This is a genomic window from Paraburkholderia sp. D1E (assembly GCF_052682275.1).
In genome coordinates, this window is sequence record NZ_JBQYMB010000001.1 from 1,193,734 (window position 1) to 1,219,615 (window position 25,882).

At 60.6% G+C, this 25,882-nt stretch carries 25 protein-coding genes; 11 read left to right on the top strand and 14 right to left on the bottom strand.

Going from position 1 to position 25,882, the window contains the following annotated elements; all coding sequences use genetic code 11:
- Positions 1-176: 176 nt before the first annotated feature.
- Positions 177-1,862, top strand: a complete 1,686-nt coding sequence (locus ACUN0E_RS05675) for an acid phosphatase (RefSeq protein ID WP_445565917.1) — start codon at positions 177-179, stop codon at positions 1,860-1,862.
- 46 nt (positions 1,863-1,908) lie between these two features.
- Here ACUN0E_RS05675 and ACUN0E_RS05680 read toward each other — a convergent pair whose 3' ends face one another.
- A complete protein-coding gene (locus tag ACUN0E_RS05680) occupies positions 1,909-2,583 on the bottom strand; it encodes a DUF4410 domain-containing protein (protein WP_445565918.1) in 675 nt (224 codons plus the stop codon).
- Between the two features lie 160 nt (positions 2,584-2,743).
- Between ACUN0E_RS05680 and ACUN0E_RS05685 the strand changes: the two genes are divergently transcribed.
- From ACUN0E_RS05685 to ACUN0E_RS05695, 3 genes are all read left to right on the top strand, one after another.
- Positions 2,744-3,103, top strand: coding sequence for a DUF3564 domain-containing protein (locus ACUN0E_RS05685; protein ID WP_325044280.1), 360 nt, complete (start codon positions 2,744-2,746; stop codon positions 3,101-3,103).
- Positions 3,104-3,473: 370 nt separating this feature from the next.
- A complete protein-coding gene (locus ACUN0E_RS05690; protein ID WP_445565919.1) occupies positions 3,474-4,223 on the top strand; it encodes a DNA/RNA non-specific endonuclease in 750 nt (249 codons plus the stop codon).
- Positions 4,216-4,476 carry a hypothetical protein gene (locus ACUN0E_RS05695; protein ID WP_408233763.1) on the top strand — a complete coding sequence of 87 codons (261 nt, stop codon included), beginning with the start codon at positions 4,216-4,218 and terminating at the stop codon, positions 4,474-4,476. Before ACUN0E_RS05690 ends, ACUN0E_RS05695 begins: the two co-directional genes overlap by 8 nt.
- A gap of 185 nt (positions 4,477-4,661) precedes the next feature.
- On the opposite strand, the gene argE is transcribed toward ACUN0E_RS05695, so the two are convergent.
- The 4 genes from argE to ACUN0E_RS05715 are packed head-to-tail and all read right to left on the bottom strand — an operon-like array spanning position 4,662 to position 8,272.
- A complete protein-coding gene (gene argE, locus ACUN0E_RS05700; protein ID WP_445565920.1) occupies positions 4,662-5,822 on the bottom strand; it encodes an acetylornithine deacetylase in 1,161 nt (386 codons plus the stop codon).
- Entirely contained in the window at positions 5,815-6,492 is a 678-nt protein-coding gene (locus tag ACUN0E_RS05705; RefSeq protein ID WP_445565921.1) for a DUF1028 domain-containing protein, read from the bottom strand. The genes argE and ACUN0E_RS05705 overlap by 8 nt, the downstream gene beginning before the upstream one ends.
- Before the next feature lie 17 nt (positions 6,493-6,509).
- On the bottom strand, positions 6,510-6,947 hold the full coding sequence (locus tag ACUN0E_RS05710) for a RidA family protein (RefSeq protein WP_408388474.1): 438 nt from the start codon (positions 6,945-6,947) through the stop codon (positions 6,510-6,512).
- On the bottom strand, positions 6,944-8,272 hold the full coding sequence (locus tag ACUN0E_RS05715) for a flavin-containing monooxygenase (RefSeq protein WP_445565922.1): 1,329 nt from the start codon (positions 8,270-8,272) through the stop codon (positions 6,944-6,946). The genes ACUN0E_RS05710 and ACUN0E_RS05715 overlap by 4 nt, the downstream gene beginning before the upstream one ends.
- Before the next feature lie 179 nt (positions 8,273-8,451).
- On the opposite strand from ACUN0E_RS05715, the gene ACUN0E_RS05720 reads away from it, so the two are divergent.
- Entirely contained in the window at positions 8,452-9,378 is a 927-nt protein-coding gene (locus ACUN0E_RS05720; protein ID WP_408484719.1) for a LysR family transcriptional regulator, read from the top strand.
- 59 nt (positions 9,379-9,437) lie between these two features.
- Here the strand turns inward: ACUN0E_RS05720 and ACUN0E_RS05725 are convergent, their stop codons facing one another.
- From ACUN0E_RS05725 to ACUN0E_RS05750, 6 genes are all read right to left on the bottom strand, one after another.
- Positions 9,438-11,024 carry a DUF3138 family protein gene (locus ACUN0E_RS05725; protein ID WP_445565923.1) on the bottom strand — a complete coding sequence of 529 codons (1,587 nt, stop codon included), beginning with the start codon at positions 11,022-11,024 and terminating at the stop codon, positions 9,438-9,440.
- 38 nt (positions 11,025-11,062) lie between these two features.
- Entirely contained in the window at positions 11,063-11,974 is a 912-nt protein-coding gene (locus tag ACUN0E_RS05730) for an ABC transporter permease subunit (RefSeq protein WP_408242354.1), read from the bottom strand.
- A complete protein-coding gene (locus tag ACUN0E_RS05735; RefSeq protein ID WP_445565924.1) occupies positions 11,971-12,933 on the bottom strand; it encodes an ABC transporter permease subunit in 963 nt (320 codons plus the stop codon). Before ACUN0E_RS05735 ends, ACUN0E_RS05730 begins: the two co-directional genes overlap by 4 nt.
- On the bottom strand, positions 12,930-14,096 hold the full coding sequence (locus tag ACUN0E_RS05740) for an ABC transporter ATP-binding protein (protein WP_445565925.1): 1,167 nt from the start codon (positions 14,094-14,096) through the stop codon (positions 12,930-12,932). The genes ACUN0E_RS05735 and ACUN0E_RS05740 overlap by 4 nt, the downstream gene beginning before the upstream one ends.
- Positions 14,097-14,307: 211 nt before the next feature.
- The gene (locus ACUN0E_RS05745; RefSeq protein ID WP_445565926.1) at positions 14,308-15,441 is read right to left on the bottom strand and encodes a polyamine ABC transporter substrate-binding protein; all 1,134 of its coding nucleotides are present in this window, start codon (positions 15,439-15,441) and stop codon (positions 14,308-14,310) included.
- 168 nt (positions 15,442-15,609) lie between these two features.
- Positions 15,610-16,944 (bottom strand): glutamine synthetase family protein, encoded by a 1,335-nt coding sequence (locus ACUN0E_RS05750; RefSeq protein ID WP_445565927.1) that lies wholly within the window; start codon positions 16,942-16,944, stop codon positions 15,610-15,612.
- A gap of 486 nt (positions 16,945-17,430) precedes the next feature.
- Here ACUN0E_RS05750 and ACUN0E_RS05755 point away from each other — a divergent pair, with 486 nt between their 5' ends.
- From ACUN0E_RS05755 to ACUN0E_RS05775, 5 genes are all read left to right on the top strand, one after another.
- Positions 17,431-18,903, top strand: a complete 1,473-nt coding sequence (locus ACUN0E_RS05755; RefSeq protein WP_445570388.1) for an aldehyde dehydrogenase — start codon at positions 17,431-17,433, stop codon at positions 18,901-18,903.
- A gap of 125 nt (positions 18,904-19,028) precedes the next feature.
- Complete coding sequence (locus tag ACUN0E_RS05760) at positions 19,029-20,420, top strand: aspartate aminotransferase family protein (RefSeq protein WP_408241019.1); 1,392 nt, start codon at positions 19,029-19,031, stop codon at positions 20,418-20,420.
- A gap of 258 nt (positions 20,421-20,678) precedes the next feature.
- Entirely contained in the window at positions 20,679-21,053 is a 375-nt protein-coding gene (locus ACUN0E_RS05765; RefSeq protein WP_408336900.1) for a hypothetical protein, read from the top strand.
- A gap of 275 nt (positions 21,054-21,328) precedes the next feature.
- Positions 21,329-21,670 carry a hypothetical protein gene (locus tag ACUN0E_RS05770; protein WP_408241023.1) on the top strand — a complete coding sequence of 114 codons (342 nt, stop codon included), beginning with the start codon at positions 21,329-21,331 and terminating at the stop codon, positions 21,668-21,670.
- 2 nt (positions 21,671-21,672) lie between these two features.
- Positions 21,673-22,557 carry a 4-hydroxy-tetrahydrodipicolinate synthase family protein gene (locus ACUN0E_RS05775; protein ID WP_445565928.1) on the top strand — a complete coding sequence of 295 codons (885 nt, stop codon included), beginning with the start codon at positions 21,673-21,675 and terminating at the stop codon, positions 22,555-22,557.
- A gap of 59 nt (positions 22,558-22,616) precedes the next feature.
- Here ACUN0E_RS05775 and ACUN0E_RS05780 read toward each other — a convergent pair whose 3' ends face one another.
- Together ACUN0E_RS05780 and ACUN0E_RS05785 are read right to left on the bottom strand one after the other, a co-directional pair.
- Positions 22,617-23,231: a transglycosylase SLT domain-containing protein gene (locus ACUN0E_RS05780; protein ID WP_445565929.1), complete on the bottom strand. Its 615-nt coding sequence runs from the start codon at positions 23,229-23,231 to the stop codon at positions 22,617-22,619.
- A 133-nt stretch (positions 23,232-23,364) separates the two neighbouring features.
- Positions 23,365-24,078 (bottom strand): Crp/Fnr family transcriptional regulator, encoded by a 714-nt coding sequence (locus tag ACUN0E_RS05785; protein ID WP_445565930.1) that lies wholly within the window; start codon positions 24,076-24,078, stop codon positions 23,365-23,367.
- 91 nt (positions 24,079-24,169) lie between these two features.
- Between ACUN0E_RS05785 and ACUN0E_RS05790 the strand changes: the two genes are divergently transcribed.
- Positions 24,170-24,721: an Mpo1 family 2-hydroxy fatty acid dioxygenase gene (locus tag ACUN0E_RS05790; protein ID WP_445565931.1), complete on the top strand. Its 552-nt coding sequence runs from the start codon at positions 24,170-24,172 to the stop codon at positions 24,719-24,721.
- Positions 24,722-24,819: 98 nt separating this feature from the next.
- On the opposite strand, the gene rarD is transcribed toward ACUN0E_RS05790, so the two are convergent.
- Positions 24,820-25,716, bottom strand: coding sequence for an EamA family transporter RarD (rarD, locus tag ACUN0E_RS05795; protein WP_445565932.1), 897 nt, complete (start codon positions 25,714-25,716; stop codon positions 24,820-24,822).
- Positions 25,717-25,882 lie beyond the last annotated feature (166 nt).

The window sequence follows — 25,882 nt, forward strand, 5'->3', positions numbered from 1 at the left end:
GCGAGGTCTCTGCACTGCGCTTTCGCGCCCGCCAGGCGTCCAGAGACCACGTTCATGCCCGAATCCGTCCAGGTTCAAATTGCCGGCTCGCATCTTTATCCGGTGCCGCGCGCACGCTGCCCCGAGCGGTAGCTAAAGGCTGTTAAGCGCCCGTCACGCTAAATCGAAACCTACCGATGACAGACAACGACTCCACCCTGCCGCCGAACCCCGACAATGCCCCCGACGATCCCGAGCGCCGCCGTGTCCTGACCGGGATCGCGGCAGTCGGCATCGGACTCGCGCTGACCGGTTGCAAGACCGAGCAAAGTACCGCGAGCGACGCGGCGCCGCGCAGTGCCGCCGACTTGCGGCTCGACGCCGCGCTACGCGACCAGGTCAAACACATCGTGGTGATCTACGCCGAGAACCGCAGCTTCGCGAACCTGTACGGCAACTTTCCCGGCGTCCAGCATCCACTCGATGCAGTGAGCGCCGAGCGTTATCTGCAACTCGACCGCGACGGCAAGACGCCGCTGCCGCGCCTGCCCGCAATCTGGGGCGGCCTCGTGCCGCAAGCGCAGGAGGTGGACGGCAAGCGCTACATGATTGGTCAGAAGGACATCGGCAACCTCCGCAACGGGCCCTTCCATATCGCGGATGCGCAGGGCGCACCGTTGCCGACCGGCGTGATCACGCGCGATCTGGTGCATCGCTTCTATCAGAACCAGATGCAGATCAACGCCGGACGCAACAATCAGTTCGCCGCTTGGGGCGACTCCGGCGGCCTGGTGATGGGGCACTACCGCAATTCCGCCGACACGCTGCGTCTGTGGAATCTCGCGCAGCAATACACGCTGTGCGACAACTTCTTCATGGCGGCCTTCGGCGGCTCGTGGATGAACCATATCTTTCTGATCTCGGCGCAGGCACCGTTCTATCCCGACATCCACAATAGTCCGGCGAAGAAGATGGTCTCGGTCGTCGAAGGCGACGATCCGACCGGCATCCGGCTGAAACAGGCGGCCGACTCACCCGCATCCGCACTCGACGGTCCGCCGAAATTCGTCAACGACGGCGCGTTTACCGCCGACGGCTACGCCGTCAACACGATGGCGCCGCCGTATCAGCCCAGCAACGTGCGTCCGGCCGAAGGCGGCAATCCCGCTTTCGCCGACCCGTCGAATCCGCGCGTGATGCCGCCGCAAAACTACGCGACGATCGGCGATCGTCTGACAGACAAGGGCGTCGACTGGGCGTGGTACAGCGGCGCGTGGCAGTACGCGTTGGAGCATCAGGACACGGGCGCGGTGCCAGACTTCCAGTACCACCACCAGCCGTTCAACTACTTCACCAATTACGCGCCGGGCACTGCCGCGCGGCGCAAGTATCTGCGCGATGCGGGCCTCGGCAACGATGCATCCACCAATCGTCTGCTTGCCGATATCGACGCAGGGCGTTTGCCGGCCGTCACGTTCTACAAGCCGCAGGGCGACCTGAACATGCACGCGGGCTATGCTGACGTCGAATCGGGGGATCGTCACATCTCGAATGTAATCGAGCATATTCAGCGCGGCCCACAGTGGGCCAATACGGTCGTGGTCGTCACGGTCGATGAGAACGGCGGCTGGTGGGATCCCGTCTCACCGCCGAAGGGCGATCGCTGGGGGCCGGGATCGCGGATTCCCGCGTTGGTGATTTCGCCGTTGGCGAAGAAGGGGTATGTCGATCATACGGTGTACGACACCAATTCGATTCTTCGCCTGATTAGCCGGGTGCATGGGCTGGCGCCGCTGGATGGGGTTGTCGCGCGAGATCGGGCTTTTGCGCAGAATGGCCTGGCGCCGCTTGGAGATTTGACCGGTACACTGGATCTGGCCTGAGCCGCGTGGCGTGACTATCGCATGAGGGTGGGCGGCAGCGCATCAATCACTGCGCCACCCCGTGCAGCCTGGCGATCACCGAATCCGAGATCTCTTGCGCGGTCTTTTTGATCGTCTTCTTTTCATCGCCGCTCGCCATCACGAACTTGGCTGCGATCACATACGGGTTGAGTTTGATGACTGCGCCCGGCTTACCCTTGCTGTCGGCCTCCTCGACGGCCTGATAGAGCGGCGGCAAATCAGCCGTTCCCAGGCTGTCGCACGACACCGCCACCTGGATGTCGTTCTGACCCGCACCCAAACCGACCATTGCACGCCTTAGACGATTGCCGTCGTCGACACTCAGAAACACGCCGCGCACTTGCCAGCCCATTGCGGGCAAAGGCTGGCCGGGCGCAACGCGGCGTGCGTCGACACCGCCTCTTTTCAGGTCCGCAGTCAGCGCGTCCGCCATCTCGTTCACGATGTTCCTGGCGTGATCCTCCGGATTCTTGTCCTCCCCTAACGGCCCCGGGCCGCTCGGCAGCAGGCCGCGCAGGCGGCGCACACGTTGCCCCGGTCCGCTGTCAGGTTTCACGTTGGCCACGTCGAGTTCGAAGTCGGACACGTAGACAATCGGCGCCGGCGCTGCGAAGGGGGCGCTGTCCGCGGCGGCGCTGAGCGTGGATACCGCGCCGAGGCATCCCGCCACTACCGTGAGTTGCAGAAATCGACGCAGCATGGCGCGCCTCCGCGAATATCTTATAGACGCGGTTATCGTACAGCCGTGTGCGCCACGCGTAAGTTTTCTCGTGCCGGATCGTCGTACCTTTTGCCTTGCATAACACGCGCTGCGGCATAGACTGTTAAATCAGTATTTCGCAATTTTGCACGGGACTGCCATGCGCCTGACCATCCTCATTAACGGTTCCGATCCCACCGTCAGTCACGATTACGCTGTCTTATGGCTCGACACCGAAGAACACCGGTGGTCGCGGGAAGCACATCAGGGGATCGATCTGCCCCCGTGGGGCGAGTTACACGACGACAACGGCGTGACCACGCTTTGTGCACCGAGCGCGGATGCACCACTGTGCACGCTGCGCGGATTGCACGTCGATCGCAAACAACGCGTAAGCGCGGCACAAGGCGCCGCAGCGTGGACGGCCTTGCCCACGCGTGCGCCGACCAGCGGCTTCTGGCGCTTGCAAGCCGTCGACCGTCAGAACGTGCGTGCCGAGAATAGCGTTTTCGGCAATTAGGTTCTGGCGCTTTTTCGTCCGTCGAAATTTCTACTCATCCAAACCGCACCGCCCCGTGCGCGGGCGCGGTTGTGTGCGGATTCGACGTTCGATGCGTGCCCCGCATTCCGCTTTTGTGCGTTTAAGGCCGTCTTAAGTTTGCGTGCGTAGAGTTTGAATTCCACGCATTAGGGTCGCTGCAAGGCGGCCCGTTTTTTTTGGTGCACGGCTTTTTTGCTGTGCGCCGAGCGCTTCTTCCGCTCGCAGCATTTTCATCGCCGTGCGTGCCGCGCAAAAACCCTTTTCTCCTCTTTGTTTTCCTGCGTTCTGCGTCGCTCGATACGGGTCCGCGACGCTATACTTGCGCCCCCACCCCTCAACTGACTGACACATGAAGAAGTGGTTTGCCTGTCTGTTGTTCGCCGTTGCCGCTCAAGCGAGCGCAGCGCCCTCCTGCACCCAGTTCACCCCGAATGCGCAATGGCCGATTCTGACCAATCAGAAGATGGCGCCAAAAACGCGCATGCTTTGCTATAGCGATTTCGCGGTGCTGCATTCGGGTATCACGCATGGTCCGCTGTGGTCCGCCGAGCATTTGACGCGCGACCATATTGACGCCGCGAAAGACATGGTGCGCACCAACAAATTCTTCGAAGACGCGCGTTTGCCCGACGGTGAAGGCGCGACGCTCGCGGACTATAAGCGCAGCGGCTTCGATCGCGGACATATGAGCCCGGCGGGCAATCGCTGGAATCAGGAAGCGATGGCACAATCGTTTTCGCTGGCGAACGTTGTGCCGCAAAATCGCGAGAACAATCAGCGCTTGTGGGCACGTATCGAAACGTCAGTGCGGAAGATCGCGATGTCGTACGACGATACCTATGTGGTCACCGGACCGATTTTCAGCGGCCAGCAATTGCAGACCATCGGACCGACGCGCGTCTTCGTGCCGACGCAATTGTTCAAGGTCGTCTACGTGCCGTCCCGGCAGATGGCGTTCGCGGTCGTCGTGGACAACGTCTCGACCAACCGTTACGACATCAGAACGATTCACGAACTCGAGGCAGCATCGGGTATCCGCTTTCCGGGTATTCCGGAAAATCTCAAAGATCAGCGACCGGGAGGACTGAAAGGTGTTTAAACCCTATTCGAACGATGACGACGTACTCAACATCCAGGGCGACGCACTCACCGTCAGCAATGGCACCACGCGCGTGGTGCTCAACGGAACGCTGGAGCTGACTCAGGACCAGCGCGGGCTGAAGGCAGCGCTCGCGCTGAAGGAAGCGGTCGACGCGGTGGTGGCCGCATTGCAAGCGCAGACCAATTTGCCAGCAAAGGTGAAGGATGAACCGGATGCGAAACCGGGCGTGGTGCAGAACCCGTTTCAATAGCGCGTTCAAGGAACACGACGTTAGTCTTCGCCCCTGCGGCATACAGCACCACCTTACTGCGACATGTACGGGCCCGACGCCTTTTCCCTCGATATTTCAGGCGTCGCAACTCGGATTTTCTACCGAACGCCCCTGCGCGCACGCTAATTGAAGCAGGAAAGCCGGCGAAAGATTCGGCTACCCATTTATCTCGACCAGAGGTATTCGGCTAGGCGAGCCAACATTGCATCGCAGCCGGCCAGTTGCTCAAGGGTAATAAATTCGTCCGGCTTGTGCCCTTGATCCATGCTTCCCGGTCCGCAGACCACAGTGGGAATGCCCGCCTGGTCGAACAGTCCGCCCTCTGTGCCGAACGCCACCGTACCGAACTCGGTGGAACCGCTCAGCAGCGCCAGCAGGTGTGCCGCTTCGCTGTCAGGTGAAGTGGCCAATCCCGGGTAGGCGCTCAGCGGCTGCAAGCGGATGTCTGTATCGGGCTGCACCGAACGCATTCCCGGCAGCAACTCGGCCTCGGCATAGGCCTGCAGTTCATCCGCGACTTCGTGAGCGTGGAAGCCCGGCAGGGCGCGTACCTCGAAATCGAATTCGCATTCAGCGGGCACGATGTTCAGCGCACGGCCCCCTTTGATTACGCCGGTCTGCACTGTCGAGAACGGCGGATCAAAGCGCTGATCGTGATGGTCAGCCCGTGCCAGACGCGCACCGATCTCGCCCAGCCGGCCAATCAGTCGCGCCGCATATTCGATTGCGTTGACCCCATAAGGTGCGTAGGCCGAGTGACAGGCCGCCCCTTTCACCTGGCAGCGCATGGCCAGCTTGCCCTTGTGACCCAGCACCGGTTTCAACTCGGTGGGTTCGCCGATCAGGCACAGGTGCGGCTTGTGCGAACGCTTTTCCAGTTGCGCCAACATCGGCCGTACGCCCAGGCATCCCACTTCCTCGTCATAGGAGAAGGCAAGGTGTACCGGGAGCGCCAGCGGCTGCTTGAGAAAGATCGGTACCGCCGCCAACACCGAGGCAATGAAGCCCTTCATGTCGGCCGTGCCGCGACCGTACAACCGCCCGTCTCTCTCGGTAAGACGGAACGGCTCCACCGTCCAGGCCTGCCCATCCGCCGGCACCACATCGGTATGGCCGGACAGCACAACCCCACCTCGGTCACGAGGACCGATGGTGGCGAACAGGTTGGCCTTGGTGCGCTCCGGGTTGTAAAAAAGTTCGCTCTCCACGCCGAGTTCCGCCAGGTAACGCTGGATGAAGGCAATCAGTTCCAGGTTGGAATCCCGGCTGACGGTGGCGAACCCGATCAGTCGTTCGAGCAACTCACGGCTGGACACCTCACTCATCGCCCGGCACCCCGTAGCTGGGCGCTGCGGTCGGATTCAACGCCCGGGCCAGGTAGTCCTGCATCTGCGGCCGATAGGCTTGCCAGAGCGTGTCCAGTTGACCGATTGGGTCTTCTTCCGCCCAGTCGACTCGCAGATCGACGATCGGCCACGTCACGTCGCCCACTACCTTGAGCGCCGCCGAATGCACAGCCCCCGCTTCACCACCGGCCGCTATCGCCGCATGCATGGCCACCAGCAGACGGTCGGCAAGCATCCCGGGCGCATTCTCGAACGCCTGAACCATCGCCTCGATGACCTGGACACCTGCCAATAAGTTGCCAGCGGCTACGCACTGCTCACCAGCCACAGCGTTGTGCACGCCGAGTGCTTCTTTACCGCTGAAAAATGCGGTACGACCCTGGCCGTCGATCACCGTCACCTGTCGATACTGGCTCCACCCGTTGGCGCTGAGCGCCTGGTCCAAGGCCGCCGCAGGCTCGATCTGCTGGCTTTCGAGGAAGTCGAGAATCTGCGGGCCGAGAGCAGGCAGGGTGACGTTCTGGGTCGCCACCGCACCCACCCCCGCACGTACCCAGGGGCATCGAGCACCCACGGCGATACTGGAAGAGCTGATGGCGATCCCTAGCTGCCCGGTTTCCGGGCAACGTCCGATGATAGAGAATGTCATGTCCTATTCCTTAGGCCTTAGGCCTGATCCGGCTTCCAGCCGTCCGGGATCACCGCGATCACATCGATCTCCATCAGCCACTGCGGCTGGCCTAGAGCGGTCACAACCAGGCCGGTGGAAATAGGAAACACGCCCTTAAGCCACTTGCCGACTTCCTGGTACACCGGTTCGCGATAGCGCGGGTCGATCAGGTAGGTTGTGGTCTTGACGATATGGGACATATCGCTGCCCGCCTCTTCCAGCAACTGCTTGACGTTCGTCATCGCCTGCCTGGCCTGGGCGCCCGGGTCGCCGAGCCCGACCAGGCGGCCGTCGAAATCGGTGCCCACCTGCCCGCGTACATAGACGGTGTTGCCGGCACGTACGGCCTGACAGAGATCGTTATCCAGCGACTGATTCGGATAGGTATCCTTGGTGTTGAACATGCGGATACGGGTGTGCGTAGGTTGGCTCATGAGTGCACCTCAATACTCGGAAAGAAATTTGGCTCGTAGATCTCGCGACCGTCTTCTGCCTGGCGTTCCGAGGCATCGCGGTAGGAGAGATATTTGCGCTGCGTGACGATATGGTCGGCAATATGCCTGGCATCGTGCCAGACGCCCCAGATGAAAGCGGAGCCACGACGCGACAACCACGGCAAACCCAGGAAATAAACGCCAGGCTCGGTTGAAACGCCGCGCTGATGCTTCGGCTTACCGTTTGCGTCGAAGGCGTTGACATGCAGCCAGTTGTAATCGACGGCATAGCCGGTTGCCCAAACGATCGAGGTAACGCCGGCCCCGGTCAGATCGAGCTCCGGAATGGGATGGGTCACACATTCCGGATCCGGGAGCATAGTGTGGGCTTCAGGTTCTTCCGGAAGGTCGAGACCATTGCGGACAATGTACGCGTCAGCTGCATTCAGTAGCGACAGATAGCTCTCGTCACCGCGAGCAAGGTTGTCCGCAAGATCCGGCTCGAAGGTCACGACACCGTCATTGAACGATTTCGTCAAACCAACGAGCGTGATGCCCTGATTGGCAAGACGTCGGAAGTCAACCGTATGGCCGCCACGCGCACCGCTTACCGCGATGGTGACGTGTTCCTTGCCCGGCCTCATGGTCTCCGCATCCCACTCGCCAAGCACGCCCAGCCACCAGCAAAAGTCACGGTTGCGATAGGCGCGCGGAGGACGATCGTGCGGTCCAACCGAGAGGTAGACCTTCTTGCCTGCGCGTTGCAACTCATCCGCGATCTGCACGCCCGACGACCCGGCGCCGACCACCAGAACAGCGCCCTCGGGCAGTTGCTCCGGATTGCGATATTCGGCGGAGTGAATCTGCGTGAGCTTCCCGGCTTCAGATGCGATCGGCGGGATCACCGGGCGTTGAAAAGGTCCGGTGGTGACAACCACGCGGTTGGCCTCGATCACGCCTTCAGTAGTTTCAACTGTGAAGCCAGGCCGGCTGGTATTGCGCACCACCTTCGTCACGTCCACACCCGTGCGGATCGGCGCGTTGATCTTCCTGGCGTAGGCTTCAAAATAGTCCGCAACCCGCTCTTTCGAGGCAAAGGCGTCGGGGTCGAGATCGTCGAATTCCATGCCCGGGAAACGATCGTGCCAGGCCGGACCATTGGCAACCAACGAATCCCACCGCCCCGTGCGCCAGCTCTCGGCGATACGATCGCGCTCCAGAACGAGGTGGGGCACGCCGAGTTTGCTCAGGTGTTCACTCATGGCCACGCCGGCCTGACCGGCGCCAACAACAAGCGTATCGATTGACGCTATTTCAACTGTCACGGCTATCTCCTTGCAAGATCCACTGATGAAAGAAATCTACGCGGATAGATGACATCTGAAAAATATATTTAAAAAATGCAAAACATCTGTTTTAGCTATGCAAAGCGCGAGATAATCAGCGTGGAGCCGAGCCCTGTGCCCGACGCCTCCGGAATGATTTTTCTCATGGGAGCAGTTCAATGGAAAGCCCACTGCTTCGGTATTCGCTGCGTCAGTTGCGATACTTTGTCGTGACGGCAGAAGCGTTGTCTTTTACCGGTGCGTCAAAAGTCCTTCACATTTCGCAGCCCTCGATTTCTACGGCGATTGCTGAGCTAGAGGCGTCTTTTGGTGTGCAACTGTTCATCCGTCACCATGCATCCGGGCTCTCCCTGACTCAGGCAGGGCGCGAGATGCTCGGCAAGACACGTGACCTGCTAAAGAATGCGGAGGAACTGCAGGTTGCTGCACGCGGGATGGACACCGGCATATCGGGCGGCATTGCGTTCGGCTGCCTGGTCTCGCTTGCCCCGCCGTTGCTGCCGGGCCTCATCAGCCACTTTGTCGCCCAGCATGCCGACGTCGTATTCCAGACGCTGGAAGCGCATCAGGAAGATTTGTTCACGGGCCTGCACGATGGGTCGCTCGATCTCGCGCTGACCTACAACATTGATCTGACCGACGACATTGAATTCCTGCCGATGCTGACGCTGCCGCCGTACGTCATCTTGCCGAAAACCCACCACCTGGCGCAGCATCGCTCGATCGCGCTCGCGAATCTTGTGGGCGAGCCCTACGTGATGCTAGACCTGCCCCATAGCCGGGAATACTTTGCGGCGTTGTTCGACGCGGTCGGCGAGCGTCCGGTCCCGGCGTTCAAGTCCGCACAACCCGAGGTGGTGCGCGGTATGGTGGCGAACGGTCTGGGATACAGCATCCTGAACTTCCCACTCAAATCGACCCATACCGTGGACGGCGAGGATTTCGTCGTCAAGCGGTTCAAAGACGACGTTACAGCAGTCACGTTGGGCATTGCGCAGTCGCGCAACATGAAGCCGAGACAGGTTGTTCGGCATTTCACGGCTTTCTGTGAAGCGCAGATAAAGAAACAACACGCGAAGCGCTGAACTTCTTGCGCTGGAGCCCGACGACGCTGTCGAGGGGCACCTCACTTTGGCGCAAGGCGTTAGAACGAGTAGATGAACTGAGTCGCGAGGATGTCGTTGGACTCGCCGTACGAACCGTCGTTCTTCAGGAACACCTGCTTGTTGGCCCAGTCGTGGCGATATTCGACCTTCACCGTAATCTGCTGGGTCGGATAGAACAGCACGTCGAGCGACACATCCTGGTGGATCGCACCCTTGCACTCGAAGCCAACGCCGCCGCCCGCCTTCGAATTGGCGAGGCAGTCCGCGCCGATACCGAAGCCGTCCGCCGTGTCCATGCCGTTCGAATTCAACGCCACGCCACCGCCACCGCCGCCGTTCTTGCTGTCGACCAGCACGTCATAGCGTGCCGTCGCGCCCATGCGCCCCACCACCGGCAGCGAGAACTTGCGGTGCGCAAGCAGCGACAGGCCGTACCACTGCGCCTGGCCACCGTTGAACGCGGCGTTCTGCTGCTGACCGTAGTCGACTTCGGCGTTGTACTGAACGTCAGCCTGGGTGTAGGCCAGATCCGCTTCGCCGAAGAAGAACGTGCCGAAGGCGCTCGATGCGCCACCGCCCACGCCATACACCGGGACCGTATTGCCGTTCACGTTCTGCGTGGAGGCCGAGAGCGTCTGACGACCGATATTGAACGAGCCGCCCACATCCAGCGCACTCGACCACGTGTAGTCGACCCGGGCCGTGAAGGTCGGGATCTTGTTGCTGCTCGTGATCGGGTCACCCAGCGCGTTGGTGCCGGTCTGCACCACCGAACCGTACGTGCGGTACTGTTCGTTGCCCAGCATGAACTTCCACGCCCAGTTGCTGCCGTCGCCCGTGTAGTTCAGGCCGACGCCGACATAGCTGCCCGGATCGGAGAAGTCATACAGCAGGTTGTGCGTGAGCGTCAGCATCTGGTTCGACTGCTGCACTTCATAGCCGCCGAAGCTCGGCATCAAACCGGCTACGAAGGTCGTCGTCGCCGTCATCGGAATGGTCACGACGGCCGTGTTCAGAATGTTGTTGCCGATCTCGCCGTGCTCGTTCTGCAGCAGCGTAATGCCGTTGCCGCGGTTCGGCATCAGGGTGATCTCGGCCGACGGCGCCATCGGGCCGACACCGAAGGTCTTCTTGATGTCGAGGTACAGATCGCCGAACGTACTGTTGAAGTAGTTGTAGCTACTTTCGTGATTCGCGAACAGGAACGACCCGCTGCTTGCCGCGCGGTTATACATGAAGGTCGGATCGATATAGCCTGTCACCGACAGACCCGCGAGCGGACCGGTATTCTGCGCGTCCACCAGCGAATCGACCTTCAGCTGCTGGTTGGCGAGCTGCTGCTTCATCGAATCGACCTGATCGTTGCTCAGCGACGCGCGGGCCTTGCCGTAGTCCGGCGACGAGATGTCCACCGGCGCTTCCGCGACGGCCGGCGCCGGGGCCGGTGCGACAGCAGCCGCGGCCGCTTTCGGTTTGGTCGCCACCTCGGAGCGCAACTGCTTCACCTCTTTCTGCAGTGCGTTGAGCTGGGCCTGGAGCGCCTTGATCTGGTCGCTGGTGGCGTCCGCCATGGCAAAGCCTGGCAAACTCCCCGCCACCAACAGACAGATGAGCTTCTTTCTCATGCAAATTCTCCTTATTGGTCGTATTGCAAAAGGACTTCTTATGCGCGTGCTGTATCGAGTGACTTCCGTACGGCGGCTTGTTGTGGTGCTAACGGCAAGGGGTCGGCGGCCTCGGCGAGTGCGAAGGCCATCTGCATGTCGCGATCGCGCCTGCGCTCACGCACCTGCATCCAGCGGTTCACAGCGATCACACCGATCGTCACCGTGGTGATGAAGATCGTGGCGAGCGCATTCATTTCCGGATTCAGACCGAGGCGCACCCGCGAGAACACGACGAGTGGCAACGTGGTCGAGCCGGGGCCAGACAGGAACGCGGAGAGCACGAGATCGTCGAAAGACAGCGTGAACGACAGCAGCCAGCCGGACATGAGCGCCTGCGAGATCAGCGGCAGGGTGATCAGGAAGAACACCTTGAAAGGCGTGGCGCCGAGATCGAGTGCGGCTTCCTCGAGCGACCTGTTCATCTCCTTGATACGCGATTGCACGATGATCGCTACGTACGAAACGCACAGCATCACGTGGCCGATCCAGATCGTGAAGAGGCCGCGGCCCTTCGGCCAGCCGAGCATCTGTTCGAGCGCGACGAACAGCAGCAGCAGCGAGATGCCCTGAATCACTTCAGGAATCACGAGCGGCGCGTTGATCATGCCGGCGAACAGCGTGAAGCCGCGAAAGCGTCCGAAGCGGGCCAGCACGAACCCGGCCCAGGTGCCGATCACGACGGAGGCAAACGCGGTCATGAGACCGATTTTCAGCGACAGCCAGGCCGCACTGAGCAGTTCGTCGTCCTGCAGCAGCGCGCCGTACCACTTCAGCGAGAAGCCGGACCAGACCGTGACGAGCTTCGACTCGTTGAATGAATACACCACCAGGCTGATGATCGGGATATACAGAAACAGAAACCCGACAGTCAGCACACTCGTGGACAGCGTTTTATTAGGCTTGATCATTTCGCGCCCTCCAGTTCCTTGACCTGGTAGTACTGGAACACGGCCATCGGCACGAGCAGCAGTAGAACCATGGCGACGGTGACAGCGGATGCCATCGGCCAGTCCATATCGTTGAAGAATTCATCCCACATCACGCGTCCGATCATCAGCGTGTCGGCGCCACCGAGCAGTTCAGGAATCACGTACTCGCCCACCGCCGGAATGAACACCAGCAGACTGCCGGCGATGATGCCGTTCTTCGACAGCGGCAAGGTGATGCGCGTGAACGCCGCCCAGGGTTTGCAACCGAGGTCGTAGGCCGCTTCGAGCAGCGTCAGATCCATCTTCACCAGGTGCGCATAAAGCGGCATCACCATGAACGGCAGGTACGAATAGACCATGCCGATATAGACGCCAATATCCGTGTGGTAGAGCCGCAACGGCGAATGAATCATGCCGATGGCCATCAGCGTATGGTTGAGCAGGCCGTCGTCCTTCAGGATGCCGATCCATGCATAAACCCGGATCAGGAACGACGTCCAGAACGGCAGCATCACGCCCATCATCAGCAGGTTGCGCCGGGCCGGCTCCGAGCGTGCGATGTAGTACGCAACCGGATAGCCGATCAGCAGGCAGAAGAAGGTCGAGACCGCCGCCATTTTCAGCGAACTGATGTAGGTCGCGACGTACAGATCGTCCTGCAGCAGGAACGCGTAGTGGCCGAGCTGCATCGCGAAGTGCACCATGCCGTCCTTGACCGTCACGAGATCCGTGTACGGCGGGATGCCCAGACGCAGATCGGCGAAGCTGATCTTCAGCACCAGCACGAACGGCAACGCGAAGAACACGAAGAGCCACAGGAACGGCACGCCGATCACGGTCGTGCGGCCCGACGGCACCAGCATCGCGAGGCGTTTTTTCAGCGCACTGAGCAAACGGCTGCCGGACGGCGCGGGGGAGGAGAGTGTGGGATGGCTCATTGTGTCAGCACCACGCCGCTAGCCGGCGACCAGTAGACGAACACGTCGTCGTTATAGGACGGCGCACCTTCGCTCATCAGGTGCGAGCTGGAGAGGTTCGAGACGACCGTCTTGCCGCTCGGCAGGCGCACGTGATACAGCGAATAGCTGCCCATGTAGGCGACATCCGAGACCACGCCGCGCGCCCAGTTGTGCGGCGTGGCAGGCTTCTCGAGCGAGACCTTCACGCGTTCCGGACGCACCGAGATGCCCACCGGCATGCCGAGCGGGCCGGTAATGCCATGGCTCACGTAGATGTTCGTTTCGAGGTCTTCGCTTTCGACGAAGATGTGGTCGGGTTCATCCGCGACCACGGTGCCTTCGAACAGGTTGGTCGAGCCGATGAACTCGGCCGAGAAGCGGCTGTTCGGAAACTCGTACACCTGGCTGGGCGAGCCGATCTGCACGATGCGCCCTTCGCTCATCACGGCGAGGCGCCCGGCCATCGTCATGGCTTCTTCCTGATCGTGCGTGACCATCACGCAGGTCACGTCGACCTTCTCGATGATGTTCACCAGTTCGAGCTGGGTCTTCTGGCGGATCTTCTTGTCGAGCGCCGACATCGGTTCGTCGAGCAGCAGCAGCTTGGGGCGCTTGACGAGCGAGCGGGCCAGCGCCACACGCTGCTGCTGGCCGCCGGAGAGCTGGTGCGGTTTGCGCTGTGCGTATTTGCTCATCTGTACGAGATGCAGCGCGTCGGCGACGCGTTCCCTGATCTCATTCTTCGGCGTGCCTTCCTGTTTGAGGCCGAAGGCGATGTTCGCTTCGACGCTCATATGCGGGAACAGCGCATACGACTGGAACATCATGTTGACGGGCCGCTTGTACGGCGGCATCGCGGCGAGATCCTCGCCGTCGACGAAGATGCGCCCGGAGCTCACCGACTCGAGCCCTGCGAGCATGCGCAGAAGGGTGGATTTGCCACAGCCGGAGCTGCCGAGCAGCGCGAACAGTTCGTTCTTCGCGATGCTCAGATTGACGTTATCGACAGCGACGCTGTCGCCGAATTTCTTCACGACATTTTCGATGCGGACGAATTCGTCCGGTTTCGATTTTGTCCTGGTCGCCGGTTGAACCTGATTGCAGACCATCTGGGTAGCGCTGTTTGGGGGCGTCGATTTCATGGCGTAATCATTCCTTGCGGATCGCAGGCGTGAGCGTGCCCCTGGGAGACGCGCACGGCGGCTCCCCAAGGTGTTGCTGCGATCGGGAAACACGGGGCTGCGCGCAGATGTGACCCATAAGCGCACAGGTGGATTGCGTTACTACCTGCTTCAGGTGGCAGGACTGAACGATCCCTGCTCCGCGGATATCAATGCTGGATAGCCGGAACCATTAATGGCCGGTTTTCAGCTGCGCCCAAAGGCGGTTTTCGAGCCGGCGGATGTTGGTGGGTATCGGTTTCATCAGCGTCATCTGTTTCAGCACATCCTCCGGTGGGTAGACGCCCTGATCTTTCAAAATATCCGGGTTGACGTACTGATGCGCGGGGACATCCGCGGTCGGATAGAACACTTCGTTCGTGATCGCGGCGTTGACCTTCGGGTCTTCGATGTAATTGATCCACTTCAGCGCGGCTTCCGGGTGCGGCGCGTCCTTTGGGATTACCATCAGGTCAAACCACAGCAGGCCGCCCTCCTTGGGACTGGCATACCTGATTTCGTATGGACGCTTCGCTTCCAGTGCGCGGCGGTGGGCGATACCGACGTCGCCCGACCAGCCGAACGCTACGCAGATATCGTTGTTGGCAAGGTCGTTGATGTAACCCGACGAGTTGAACTGCGTGACGTACGGGCGAATCTTCTTCAGCATGTCGTACGCGGCCTGGTAGTCGGCCGGATTCGTGCTGTTCGGGTCCTTATGTATGTATTGCAGGGCCGCAGAGAACACGTTTCCCGCGTCGTCGAGGAATGACACGCCGCAACCCTTCAGCTTCGACAGGTTGGCCGGATCGAAGATGAGCGCCCAGCTGTCTTCCGGGGCGTTGGCGCCGAGCGCCTTCTGCACCGCCTGCACGTTGTAACCGATACCGTCTGTCCCGTACGCGTACGGCGCGCCATACAGGTTGCCCGGATCGGCCTGGGCAACAATCTTCATCAGCACCGGGTCCAGATTGGCGAGATTCGGAAGCTTCGACTTGTCGAGCTTCAGATACACGCCGGCCTCAATCTGCTTGCCCATGTAGTCTGACGACGGCACGACGATGTCGTAGCCCGAACTGCCCGAAAGCAGCTTGGCCTGCAAGGTGTCGTTGCTGTCGTAGTTGTCGTATTTGACGTGGATACCAGTCTGTTTCTCGAAGTTGGGAACCGTGTCCTTCGCGATGTAGTCCGACCAGTTGTAGACATTCAGTTCGGTATCGGCCGCAAGGGCCGGCGTGGTCTTCAACACACATACGCTGGTGACAGCGAGCAGCGCGGCCCCCGCGACCGCACGACGAAGATGACGTCCAGAATCACAAGCGCTCATGGTGTTTTTCCCTGTAAGTAAAGAAGCCTGTACGAGCATCTGCTGCTCGTGCTGATCGTTCACAATGGACCGACGCGTTTGAGAATGCAGTGCAAGCCACACGCGTGCGCGTTCTCCGTTTCTATTCCCCATGTTGTCTCCAGTAGTTTTATCTTTGCGCGTGCTGCCTTAAACGTGCAGCAGCAAATGCCGGCGTTCCCACGAACTGATCACGCGGAAAAACGCTTCATATTCGGTTTCTTTCAGTGCGAGGTAGGCCTTGACGAATTTCTCGCCGAGTACTTCGGCGATCGGTTCGCAAGCGCCCATCAGCGTCAAACCCTCTTCGAGGTTGCGCGGCAACTGGTACGGCAACTCGTAACCGTCGCTGATCAGCGGCTCGGTGGCTTCGAGCTTTTGCGTCATGCCGAGATAGCCTGCGGCCAGCGTCGCGGCAATCGCCAGATACGGATTGCAGTCCACGCCCGGAATGCGGTTTTCGATACGACGCGCGGCCGGCCCCGAATGCGGAATCCGGAAACCCACCGTGCGGTTGTCGTAACCCCATGCCACGTTGATCGGTGCAGCCATGAAGCGCGACAGGCGGCGATACGAGTTGATGTACGGGGCGAAGATCGGCATCAGCGCCGGCGTGTATTTCTGCAGGCCGGCGATATAGCCGGTGAACATCGAAGTCGGCTTGCCGTCCGGACCAGTGAACAGGTTCTGGCCGGTTTCTTCGTCCACGAGGCTCTGATGCATGTGCATCGCCGAGCCCGGTTCGCCTTCCATCGGCTTGGCCATGAAAGTCGCGTACATCTTGTGACGCAGCGCGGCTTCACGCACCGTGCGCTTGAACAGGAACACGCTGTCGGCGAGCTTGAGCGGATCGCCGTGCATGAAGTTGATTTCCATCTGCGCGGCGCCGACTTCGTGAATCAGCGTATCGACTTCCAGTTCCTGCACCTCGCAGTATTCATAGATGTCTTCGAACAGCGGATCAAATTCGTTGACCGCTTCGATCGAATACGCCTGGCGACCCGTCTCCGGACGGCCCGTACGGCCGATCGGCGGTTGCAGCGGCAGATCCGGGTCCTTGTTCATGTCGACCAGATAGAACTCGAGCTCGGGCGCGATAACCGGCTTCCAGCCTTTGGCCTTATAGAGTTCGAGCACGCGGCGCAGCACACGGCGCGGCGAGATCGCGACGGGCGTGCCGTCGAAGTGAACGCAATCGTGGATCACCTGGGCGGTCGGATCGACGGCCCACGGAATCATGCGGATGGTGCTGGCGTCGGGAACGCAGACCATGTCCGGGTCGGTGACGCCGGTGAGCGTGCCGTCTTCCGGATAGTCCCCTGTGACGGTCTGGATCATCACCGCCTGCGGCAAGCGCATGGACTCGCCGGATTCGAACTTGCTGCGCGGAATGATCTTGCCACGTGCGATCCCGGCCATATCCGGAATGATCGCTTCGATTTCGGTGACGCGGTTCTTTTTCAGGAAGTCGTCGATTTCGTTCATGGCTCTTTATCCGTCCACCCACCGGCGCTACGCACAATGTCTCCTGTGCGCGCGGCTCTTGCGACATGCCGTTCCTGGCACCGCAGATCCTCCAGCTGCAAGGGAACTGCGACGAACGACGGCTGGAGCGTAGCATCGTGAATTTATTGAATAAAAATAGTTTTCCTACCTTATGGATAGTTTTCTTAGATGCAAAATCATCTCGTTCCTTCTTGCCTACCAAGGCAAGTTTCACAATCCATTCCGGCGTTCGAACAACGAAACATTGAAAGAGGCAGGAAAGGAATGCAACTCTGAAAATGAATAGGGAAAACAGATGCAATGAAGAGCAAATTTGTTCTTTCCCGTCCCTTTTTGTCGATCGACAGTAGGGCGCTAGAGCCGTAGCTGTCTCGATCATCGATACACGAGATGGGAAGGTCTGCCTGCCCATCTCCAGACCGGAGTTATTCCTTGAGTCATTCTTCAGCAAAAATCCACAACCATATGGACTGGCGCCGACTGGCCGCGGATGTTCTCCCGCGAGCGCAGGCACATATTGACGGCCGCTTCACGGACGCTCAAGACGGCGAGACCTTCCAGGCGATCAATCCCGCGACTGAGACGGTGATTGCCAACGTTGCATCCTGTGGCGCTGCAGACGTTAACAACGCCGTTTGTGCTGCCCGTGTTTCGTTCGATGCAGGGCATTGGTCGCGCTGTCCGCCGGCAGAACGCAAGCGCGTCCTGTGCCGGTTAGGTGCATTGATTGCATCCCATGGCGCAGAGCTCGCCCTGCTCGACTCACTCAACATGGGCAAACGCGTGGCCGACGCCTTCGACATCGACGTGCCAGCCGCAAGCAGCCTGTTCTGCTGGTATGGCGAGGCGATCGACAAACTGAACGGCGAGGTGGCATCGACCGATCCCGGCAATCTCGCTGTTGTCACGCGGGAGCCGCTCGGCGTGGTCGGCGCAGTCGTGCCGTGGAATTTCCCGCTCGATATGGTGGCCTGGAAGATTGCACCTGCCCTTGCAGCAGGCAATAGCATCGTGCTGAAGCCCGCGGAGCAGTCGCCACTCTCTGCACTGCGTCTTGCAGAACTCGCGCTCGAGGCAGGACTGCCGCCGGGCGTGCTGAACGTAGTGCCCGGGTTCGGGGAGACGGCCGGACGCGCGCTCGGCTTGCATCCGGATGTCGACGTCGTGGCGTTTACGGGGTCGACGGTCGTCGGCAAGAAATTTCTCGAATATGCAGCGCAATCGAATATGAAGCAGGTCTGGCTCGAATGCGGCGGCAAGAGCCCGAATCTGGTTTTCGAAGACGCGGACGATCTCGATCTCGCGGCCCGCAAAGCGTGCTTCGGCATCTTCTTCAACCAGGGCGAAGTGTGCTCGGCTAATTCACGACTGCTGGTGCATCGTTCGATCCACGATGAATTTGTCGATCGCCTGATCGCCCACTCGCTCGACTTCATGCCGGGCGACCCGCTTGATCCTGCCAGCGGCATGGGTGCAATCGTCGATCGTGCGCAGTTTGACCGGGTAAAAGGGTGGATCGAGCGAGGGCGCACGAGCTCGACGCTGGCGACTGGCGGCGGGACGCGGCTTGTCGATGGCAAGGGGTATTTCATCGAGCCGACCATCTTTGTCGATGTGAACGCAAGCGATCCGATTGCGCGAGAGGAAATCTTTGGCCCGGTCCTGTCGGTTCTCAAATTCGACACCGAGGACGAGGCGATCCAGCTCGCCAACGATTCGATTTATGGGCTCGCCGCATCGGTCTGGACAGGTGGCTTGTCACGCGCGCATCGCGTGGCGTCACGCTTGCGCGCCGGCACGGTTTCCGTCAACACCGTCGACGCGCTCAGCGCGCAAACTCCGTTTGGCGGTTTCCGTCAATCGGGGTTCGGCCGCGATCTGTCGTTGCATGCACTCGACAAATATACGGGGCTAAAAACGACGTGGATCAGCTACTGATCCGGCATGGTCAAGCGGCTGGCATAGCGCCGCAAAGAGACTAAGAGCGTGATTCCGCTGCGGTCGACCTGCCGCGTCGGGCACGCAAGGCGAAATTCGTCTGTCACACAACTGGAACCTTGAACATGAACGCGCCTAATTTTCCGCACCGCGCCACTCGCGATTATCAACAAAGCGATGCAGCCCATCACCTGCATGCCTTCGTCGATCAGAAAGCCCTGAACAACGAAGGGGCGCGCGTGATGGTTCGAGGCGAAGGGGTCTATCTCTGGGATAACGACGGCAACCGTTACATCGACGGCATGTCCGGCCTCTGGTGCACCAACGTCGGCTACGGCCGTCAGGAACTGATCGACGCAGCGTCGCGGCAAATGAAGGAACTGTCGTACTACAACATGTTCTTTCACACCACGCATCCCGCCGTAATCGAATTGTCGGAACGACTGTTCTCGCTGCTGGGTGATCGTTTTAGTCATGTCGTGTACACGAACTCGGGTTCTGAGGCGAATGAAGTGCTGATTCGCACGGTCCGGCGGTACTGGGACATCCAGGGCCAGCCCGGCAAGAAGGTATTGATCGGGCGAATCAATGGCTACCACGGGTCGACTGTCGGCAGCGCGTCGCTGGGCGGCATGGCCTTCATGCATGAGATGGGCGACCTGCCGATTCCGAATGTGACGCACGTCGACGAACCCTACTGGTACGCGAACGGGGGCGAGCTGAGCCCCGAAGCATTCGGCAAGCAGGCCGCGTTGTCGCTCGAAAGGAAGATTCTCGAACTGGGCGCGGACCGGGTCGGTGCCTTTGTCGCCGAGCCATTTCAAGGGGCGGGCGGCATGATCTTTCCGCCGGACGGCTACTGGCAGGAGATCCAGCGCATTTGCCGCCAGTACGACGTGCTGTTGTGCGCGGACGAAGTGATTGGTGGTTTCGGGCGAACCGGCGAGTGGTTCGCGCACCGGCATTTCGGTTTCGAACCGGATTTGATCTGTATTGCGAAGGGTTTGACGTCGGGCTACGTGCCGATGGGCGGTCTGGTGATGAGCCGCCAGGTCGGCGAGGCGCTGGTCGAGAAAGGCGGTGTCTACGCGCACGGACTGACCTACTCAGGTCACCCGGTCGCGGCGGCGGTCGCGCTGGCCAATCTGGATGTCCTCGTGAAAGACCGCCTTGTCGAGCGCACGAAGACCGATACCGGTCCGTATCTGCAGAAGGCATTGCGTGACGCATTCGCCGATCACCCGTTGATCGGTGAGATCCAGGGCGTAGGCGCGGTGGCCGCGATACAGTTCGCGAAGAATAAGGCCACGCGCGAGCGTTTTAGCGACGAAGCCGAGTTGACCTGGCATAGCCGGACTGTCGGCTTCGAACTGGGCGCCATCGTGCGCTCGACGAACGGCCGGCTGATCGTCGCCCCGCCGCTCGTGATCGACCACGCGCAGATCGACGAACTGGTCGACAAGATGCGGCAGGCCGTCGATGCGACTGCACAGAAGGTGCTCGGCAACACCCGTTAATCCTGTCCCCTGTGATCGAAAACCGGCGGAATCGCGTTCTTGCGATTGCGCCGGTTCGGCACGACACCGGCGGGAGCGGCGGATTGGCACCCAATCGGTGGTCGTTGATGCGGCGGATTCAGGACCCGATATGTATCCGCCGTTACGTTTTGTCACCAGAGCACCGTCAACTGCTGTCTTCCGGCCAACGTTAAACCGGCAGCGCTGAAACATTTCAGCCGCGACACAAGAAATAACCGGTTAAACAGGAGTTACATCATGAAGACGCTTTTCGCTGCTCTCGCATCCGCTCTGGTCGTGTCGACCGCTTTTGCTCAAACCGCAGCGCCGTCGGCCGCGCAACCCGCGCAAACGCAACCGGCCGGTCAAGCGAATCTGAAGGCGAGCACCGCCGTGCAAACGGGTGCTGCTGATGCAGGCACCGCCACGACGAAAGCGCCGACCAAGGCCGCCACAAAGGCGCATGTGAAAAAGACGTCCGCCAGCAACCACGCGGCAAAGACCCATAAGGCCAGCAAAAAGACCACTGTCGACACAAGCGCAAGCAAGAGCAAGACGGAGAGCGCGAAAGAGGCCAGCAACGCCCCGGCAAAAGTCGACGGCGCAAAGACCGACACGACGAAAACGCAATAACACGTGATCGGTTTTCGGCACGCACTGGCCAGGCATGCGTAGTTAATCGAAGCCAAACGGTGCCGTTCAGGGAGGGCGAGTCTTGTGACTCGCCTTTTTTTATGGCCGTATTTCCAGCGTGGTTTTGAGCGGCGGTCCTTGTGAGCGCTCTTTATAAGCTCGGATCGCGAGCAGATTTTTTCGGCGGACCCCTCAATTTTTGCACCGCGTTTACCCGCAGAAGCCTAAGCTCGAACTGTCTTGATCAACCATGGCGTCAACGAACGCCGCACTAAATGGCTCTCACGCAATCAATCGACAACGTCGAAACGCGATCGCTCAGCGCGCCGCCGGTCCAACGCAACAATGTCATCCCCTTCCCCGCGGCCCGTGCCCGCTTGCAGGTCACCCTGCCCCACCCCGCGCACGATCTTCCTGGCACCCAGCTCCGCGCACTGCTCCATTCTCCACTCGGCGTGTATGTGGTCAGCACGGAGGCCGTGCGCGAAGAAGTGCGCGTGCAACTCGACATTGCGCTCGACGACCTCGATTTCACATTGCATACGCTGATCTCGACACTCCCCGCAGCACTGATCGGACCTCTGAAGCGCCGCCATGCCGTCGCAAAGGCGCGCTAATCATGTTTTCAGGTATCTGGTTGCCCATCGTTACGCCGTTTCGTCATGGCGAAGTCGACGTCGACGCGTTGCAGCGCCTCGCGGACTACTACCTGCGCGCGGAGATCAGCGGTTTTGTCGCTTTGAGCACGACGGGCGAAGCCGCTTTATTACAGGAATCAGAACGCCTCATCGTATTGCAGGCGCTGACCGATGTGATCGGCTCCCGCCGGCCGATGCTAATCGGCGTCGGCGGCTCCAATACGCGCGACGTCCTGCACGATATTCAGCGCTATGAGCGCTGGGACAGCGCGGGTTATCTGGTGTCTCCGCCGTCGTACGTATGTCCGGATCAGGCCGGCGTGCAATGGCATTTCGAGCAAGCCGCACTCGCCACCGAGCGCCCTATCGTTTTGTACGACGTGCCGCATCGAACCGGCGTAGCAATCGCGCCAGACACGGTTGCGCGCCTGATCGAATACAGCAACATCGTCGCCATCAAGGAATGCGTGAAGGAACACTTCAGCGCACTGCGCGGCCTGCCGATCAATGTGCTGTGCGGCACTGATGAAGCATTGGACGACTGCCTGAACAACGGCGGCACAGGCGGCATTCTGGCCAGCGCACATGTTTGCGCGGACCTGCTGGTTGCCGTACAGGAATTGATCCGGGCTGATCGCGACCCGGACGAGCGCAATCTGTTCGCCAGCTTGCTGCCCGTGTTGCGTCTGCTGTTCGCCGCGCCCAATCCATCCGCGATCAAGGCGATGCTGGCATTCGATCATTCGATGACCGACGAAACGCGCATGCCGATCACCCGCGCTTCAGCACAACTGGTGGAGCGCCTGAGTACCGCGCGCGACAGGTTGCAAGACCTGCGCGCCGAGTTTGCCGGAGCGATGAGCTAACGCGAGAGAAAACGAGCAAGTCGGAGGATCTGAGGACGAATGCGCCGCGAATCGTTTGATCATTCGCGGCGCAAACTTGCGTCCAGGCGCTGCATCCGCAGCACGACACGCCGCGCGTAGCCGCGGCCGCCACCGCTGTAGCGAAGCAGAGCGGCGTCGAGATCGCCGCCGCTTTCATCGAGGTAGCCGCGCAGGATGGTCGAGCCGATCCGTACGTTGATCGCCGGATCGGACAAGTCGGTTGTGTCCGCAATCAACTGCGGATGCGCGGCGGGCAAGATCTGCATAAGCCCTCGCGCGCCTCCGATGCTGACCGCGTAGCGATCGAAGCTCGATTCGACCGACATCACGGCAAGCAGCAATATCGGCGAGATGCCGTGGCGGTCGGCTTCGATCAACACCGCGCGCGCGATCTTCATGGACTCCGATGGCGCAACGCGAAACTGTGCGCGCAGTAAGGCGGTGATATCGCTGAGCGCCGGCAAGCCGGCGTCAGGCGTTGCGTCGCTCGCGGCGGTTGGAGTTGGAGCGGCCAACGCCGACTGCTGCGTATCGGCAGCTCGCGATGTCGCAGCAAGCGAGAGAACGATCGCCGCGAGCATCACCTTCAGACCGGCTCTCGAACGCAGGTCCCGTTGTGTTTGCACGCCATCCAGAGCGCTATTTCCATGCATATTTTCGCTTCCTGACCGGAGTGCCTCGACCTTACCGGTGTCGGTGTAGCGAATCGCCAAAGAAACAGGGGTGCGCCGTAAAATGCTTATAAAGATGTGTTGTCGCGCGCGGCCTCAGCACGACTCAGTTCCATCAATCCGAAGCTGGATTCAGATCGGCTAGCGCACTGAGCTTTTGCACATCGGTAATTTCGATTTCCGCATAGCCCAGCTTCAACGCACCTTGCATTTCGAACTGCTTGAGCACCTGGTTGATTGTCTGCCGCGACAAAGCCAGCATCATCGCCAGATCCTCCTGCGGCACTTTGAGTACACGCCGCAATGCACCGGGTTCGCCGTAGCCGCCTGCCATCAACAGCAGGCGCCGCGCCACGCGCGGCGCGGCGGGAAGCAAAGCGGCTTCTTCAATGGCATCGAAAGCGAGGCGCAGCTTTTGCGCCAACAGTAAGCCGAAGACATGCCAATACTCGGGCGTGCGTTCGAGCAGCACGGCAAGCGCGGTGCGCGGCACATGAAACAGATCGGAATCGCGTTCGGCATACGCATCATGGGTTCGCGGGCGACTATCGAACAGCGCGATCTCGCCGAACCAGTTGACCGGTTCGATGACCGCGAGCAACGCTTCCTTGCCGGCCGAACTCGCCGCGCCGATTCGCACCAGACCGTCGAGCACACAATAGAGGCCATCGTCAGAATCGCCGCGCGTGAAGAGCCGTTCGCCGCCCGTCAGCCGCTCGACACGCCCCGCTTCGATCAACTGCGCCCGCATGGGCGCAGGCGCCGAGCGAAACCACGCGCTGCGTTCAAGCAGGGTGGCAAGCTCATTCGATGAAAAACTTGCTGTCATAGGACGGCATCCGTGCCCGATTGTCGGCTACCCGATGGTTTCAAATTCCGCTGACCGCGATTATGCTGACTTTGATCGAGGAGCGGCATACATGAGAACGCTGGCGCAGCAACTTACACAATATGCGGCCTACCACCGCGACCGGCGCAATATCGCCACGCATTTCATCGGCATTCCGATGATCATGCTGGCGCTAGCTGTGTTGTTGAGCCGGCCGGCTTTCGGCCCCGGCACGCTGCCATTTGCGTTGCCGTTTACCTTGTCGCCCGCGTGGGTGTTGTTCGCCGCGGCGACTGTCTATTACCTCGTGCTCGACGTGCCGCTCGGCGTGATGATGGCCGTGGTATTGGTATTGTGCGTCGCGTGCGGACAATGGCTCGCCGCGCAAACTACGTTCACCTGGCTCGCCTCGGGCATCGGCCTCTTTGTCGTCGGCTGGGTGTTCCAGTTTATCGGCCACGTGGCATACGAACATCGCAAACCGGCATTTGTCGACGATGTGGTTGGTCTGCTGATTGGGCCGCTATTCGTCCTCGCTGAAGCGCTGTTCGGCTTTGGCTGGCGGCCGGCGCTGCGCGAAGCGATCGAGGCGCAGGTCGGCGCCACGCGTATCAATGCGGATCGCGCGGCAGCGCATCGCTGAAAGCGGCGCCTGATTCGGCGGGCCAAGCGAAAATACTGCGCGCCGTCCCAACGCAACCACCCGCCGCGACTCAACCATTGCGGCTCAATCAACGCGCCTCAACGCGGCGCTAGCCGAACGAGCCGCACGCTATGCAATGCCGTCAGCGCAACCGCGATCCAGATCGGAATATACGTGGCTAACTGTGCGGCGCTAAGCACCTCGCCGAGCAATGTGATCGAGACCAGCACCAGCAGCACCGGCTCGACATAGCCGAGGATGCCGAACAATGCGACCGGCAACAACCGGCTCGCCTTCAGATACGAAGCCAGCGCAATGGTGCTGAGCGCGCCGAGCCCCGGCAACAGCAAACACCACATGTCGATACGCCCGCCGATCATTGTCAGCGAACCGCCGATGACGATGAACACCGCCGCCGCCGGCAGCAGCAGCGCCATTTCCACCGTGAACATGGCCAGTGAATCCTGGTTGATTTTGCGGCGCAGCACGAAATACGGCGGATAGCCGAGCGCGACCAGCACCGTTGGCCACGAAAACGCGCCCGTCATCCACAGTTCATGCCCGACGCCCAAAGCAGCGCAGATAACTGCTAGCCACTGCAAGCCGTCGAGGCGCTCGTGATAGTAGAAGCGCCCTACCAGCACCATCACCATCGGCAGCAGAAAATAGCCGAGCGAAACTTCCAGCATGCGCCCGTGCAGCGGCGCCCAGAGAAACACCCACAACTGCGCGCCCAGCAGAACCGCGCTGACAACCATTGCCACGCCGAGCGTCGGCTCCGTCACCATGCGGTAAAGAAGTTGCCGGAGAATGGGCAGGCGTTTGCGCAACACGATCAGCAGTAGCGCCCCGGGCACGGTCCACACGATACGCCACGCGAAAATGTCGAGACCGCCCAACGGCGCAAGCAGCTTGACGTAAGCGGACAGTAAAGCAAACATCGCCGACGCGCCGACCGACAACGCGATACCGCGCTTTGGGTCATACTGGTTCATTGCGCGGCCCGTGGCGCAATCGCTCCGGCATACGGTGCAGATGCGCAAGCTGATTCAGATGCAGGTGTGTGCGGCGCAGCATACGGCTTCGCGCCTCGAATTGTTGTCATTAGAAGTGAAGTCTCACAAACAGGCAGCGCGGCAGGCAGTGCGGATCAAGCGCTGA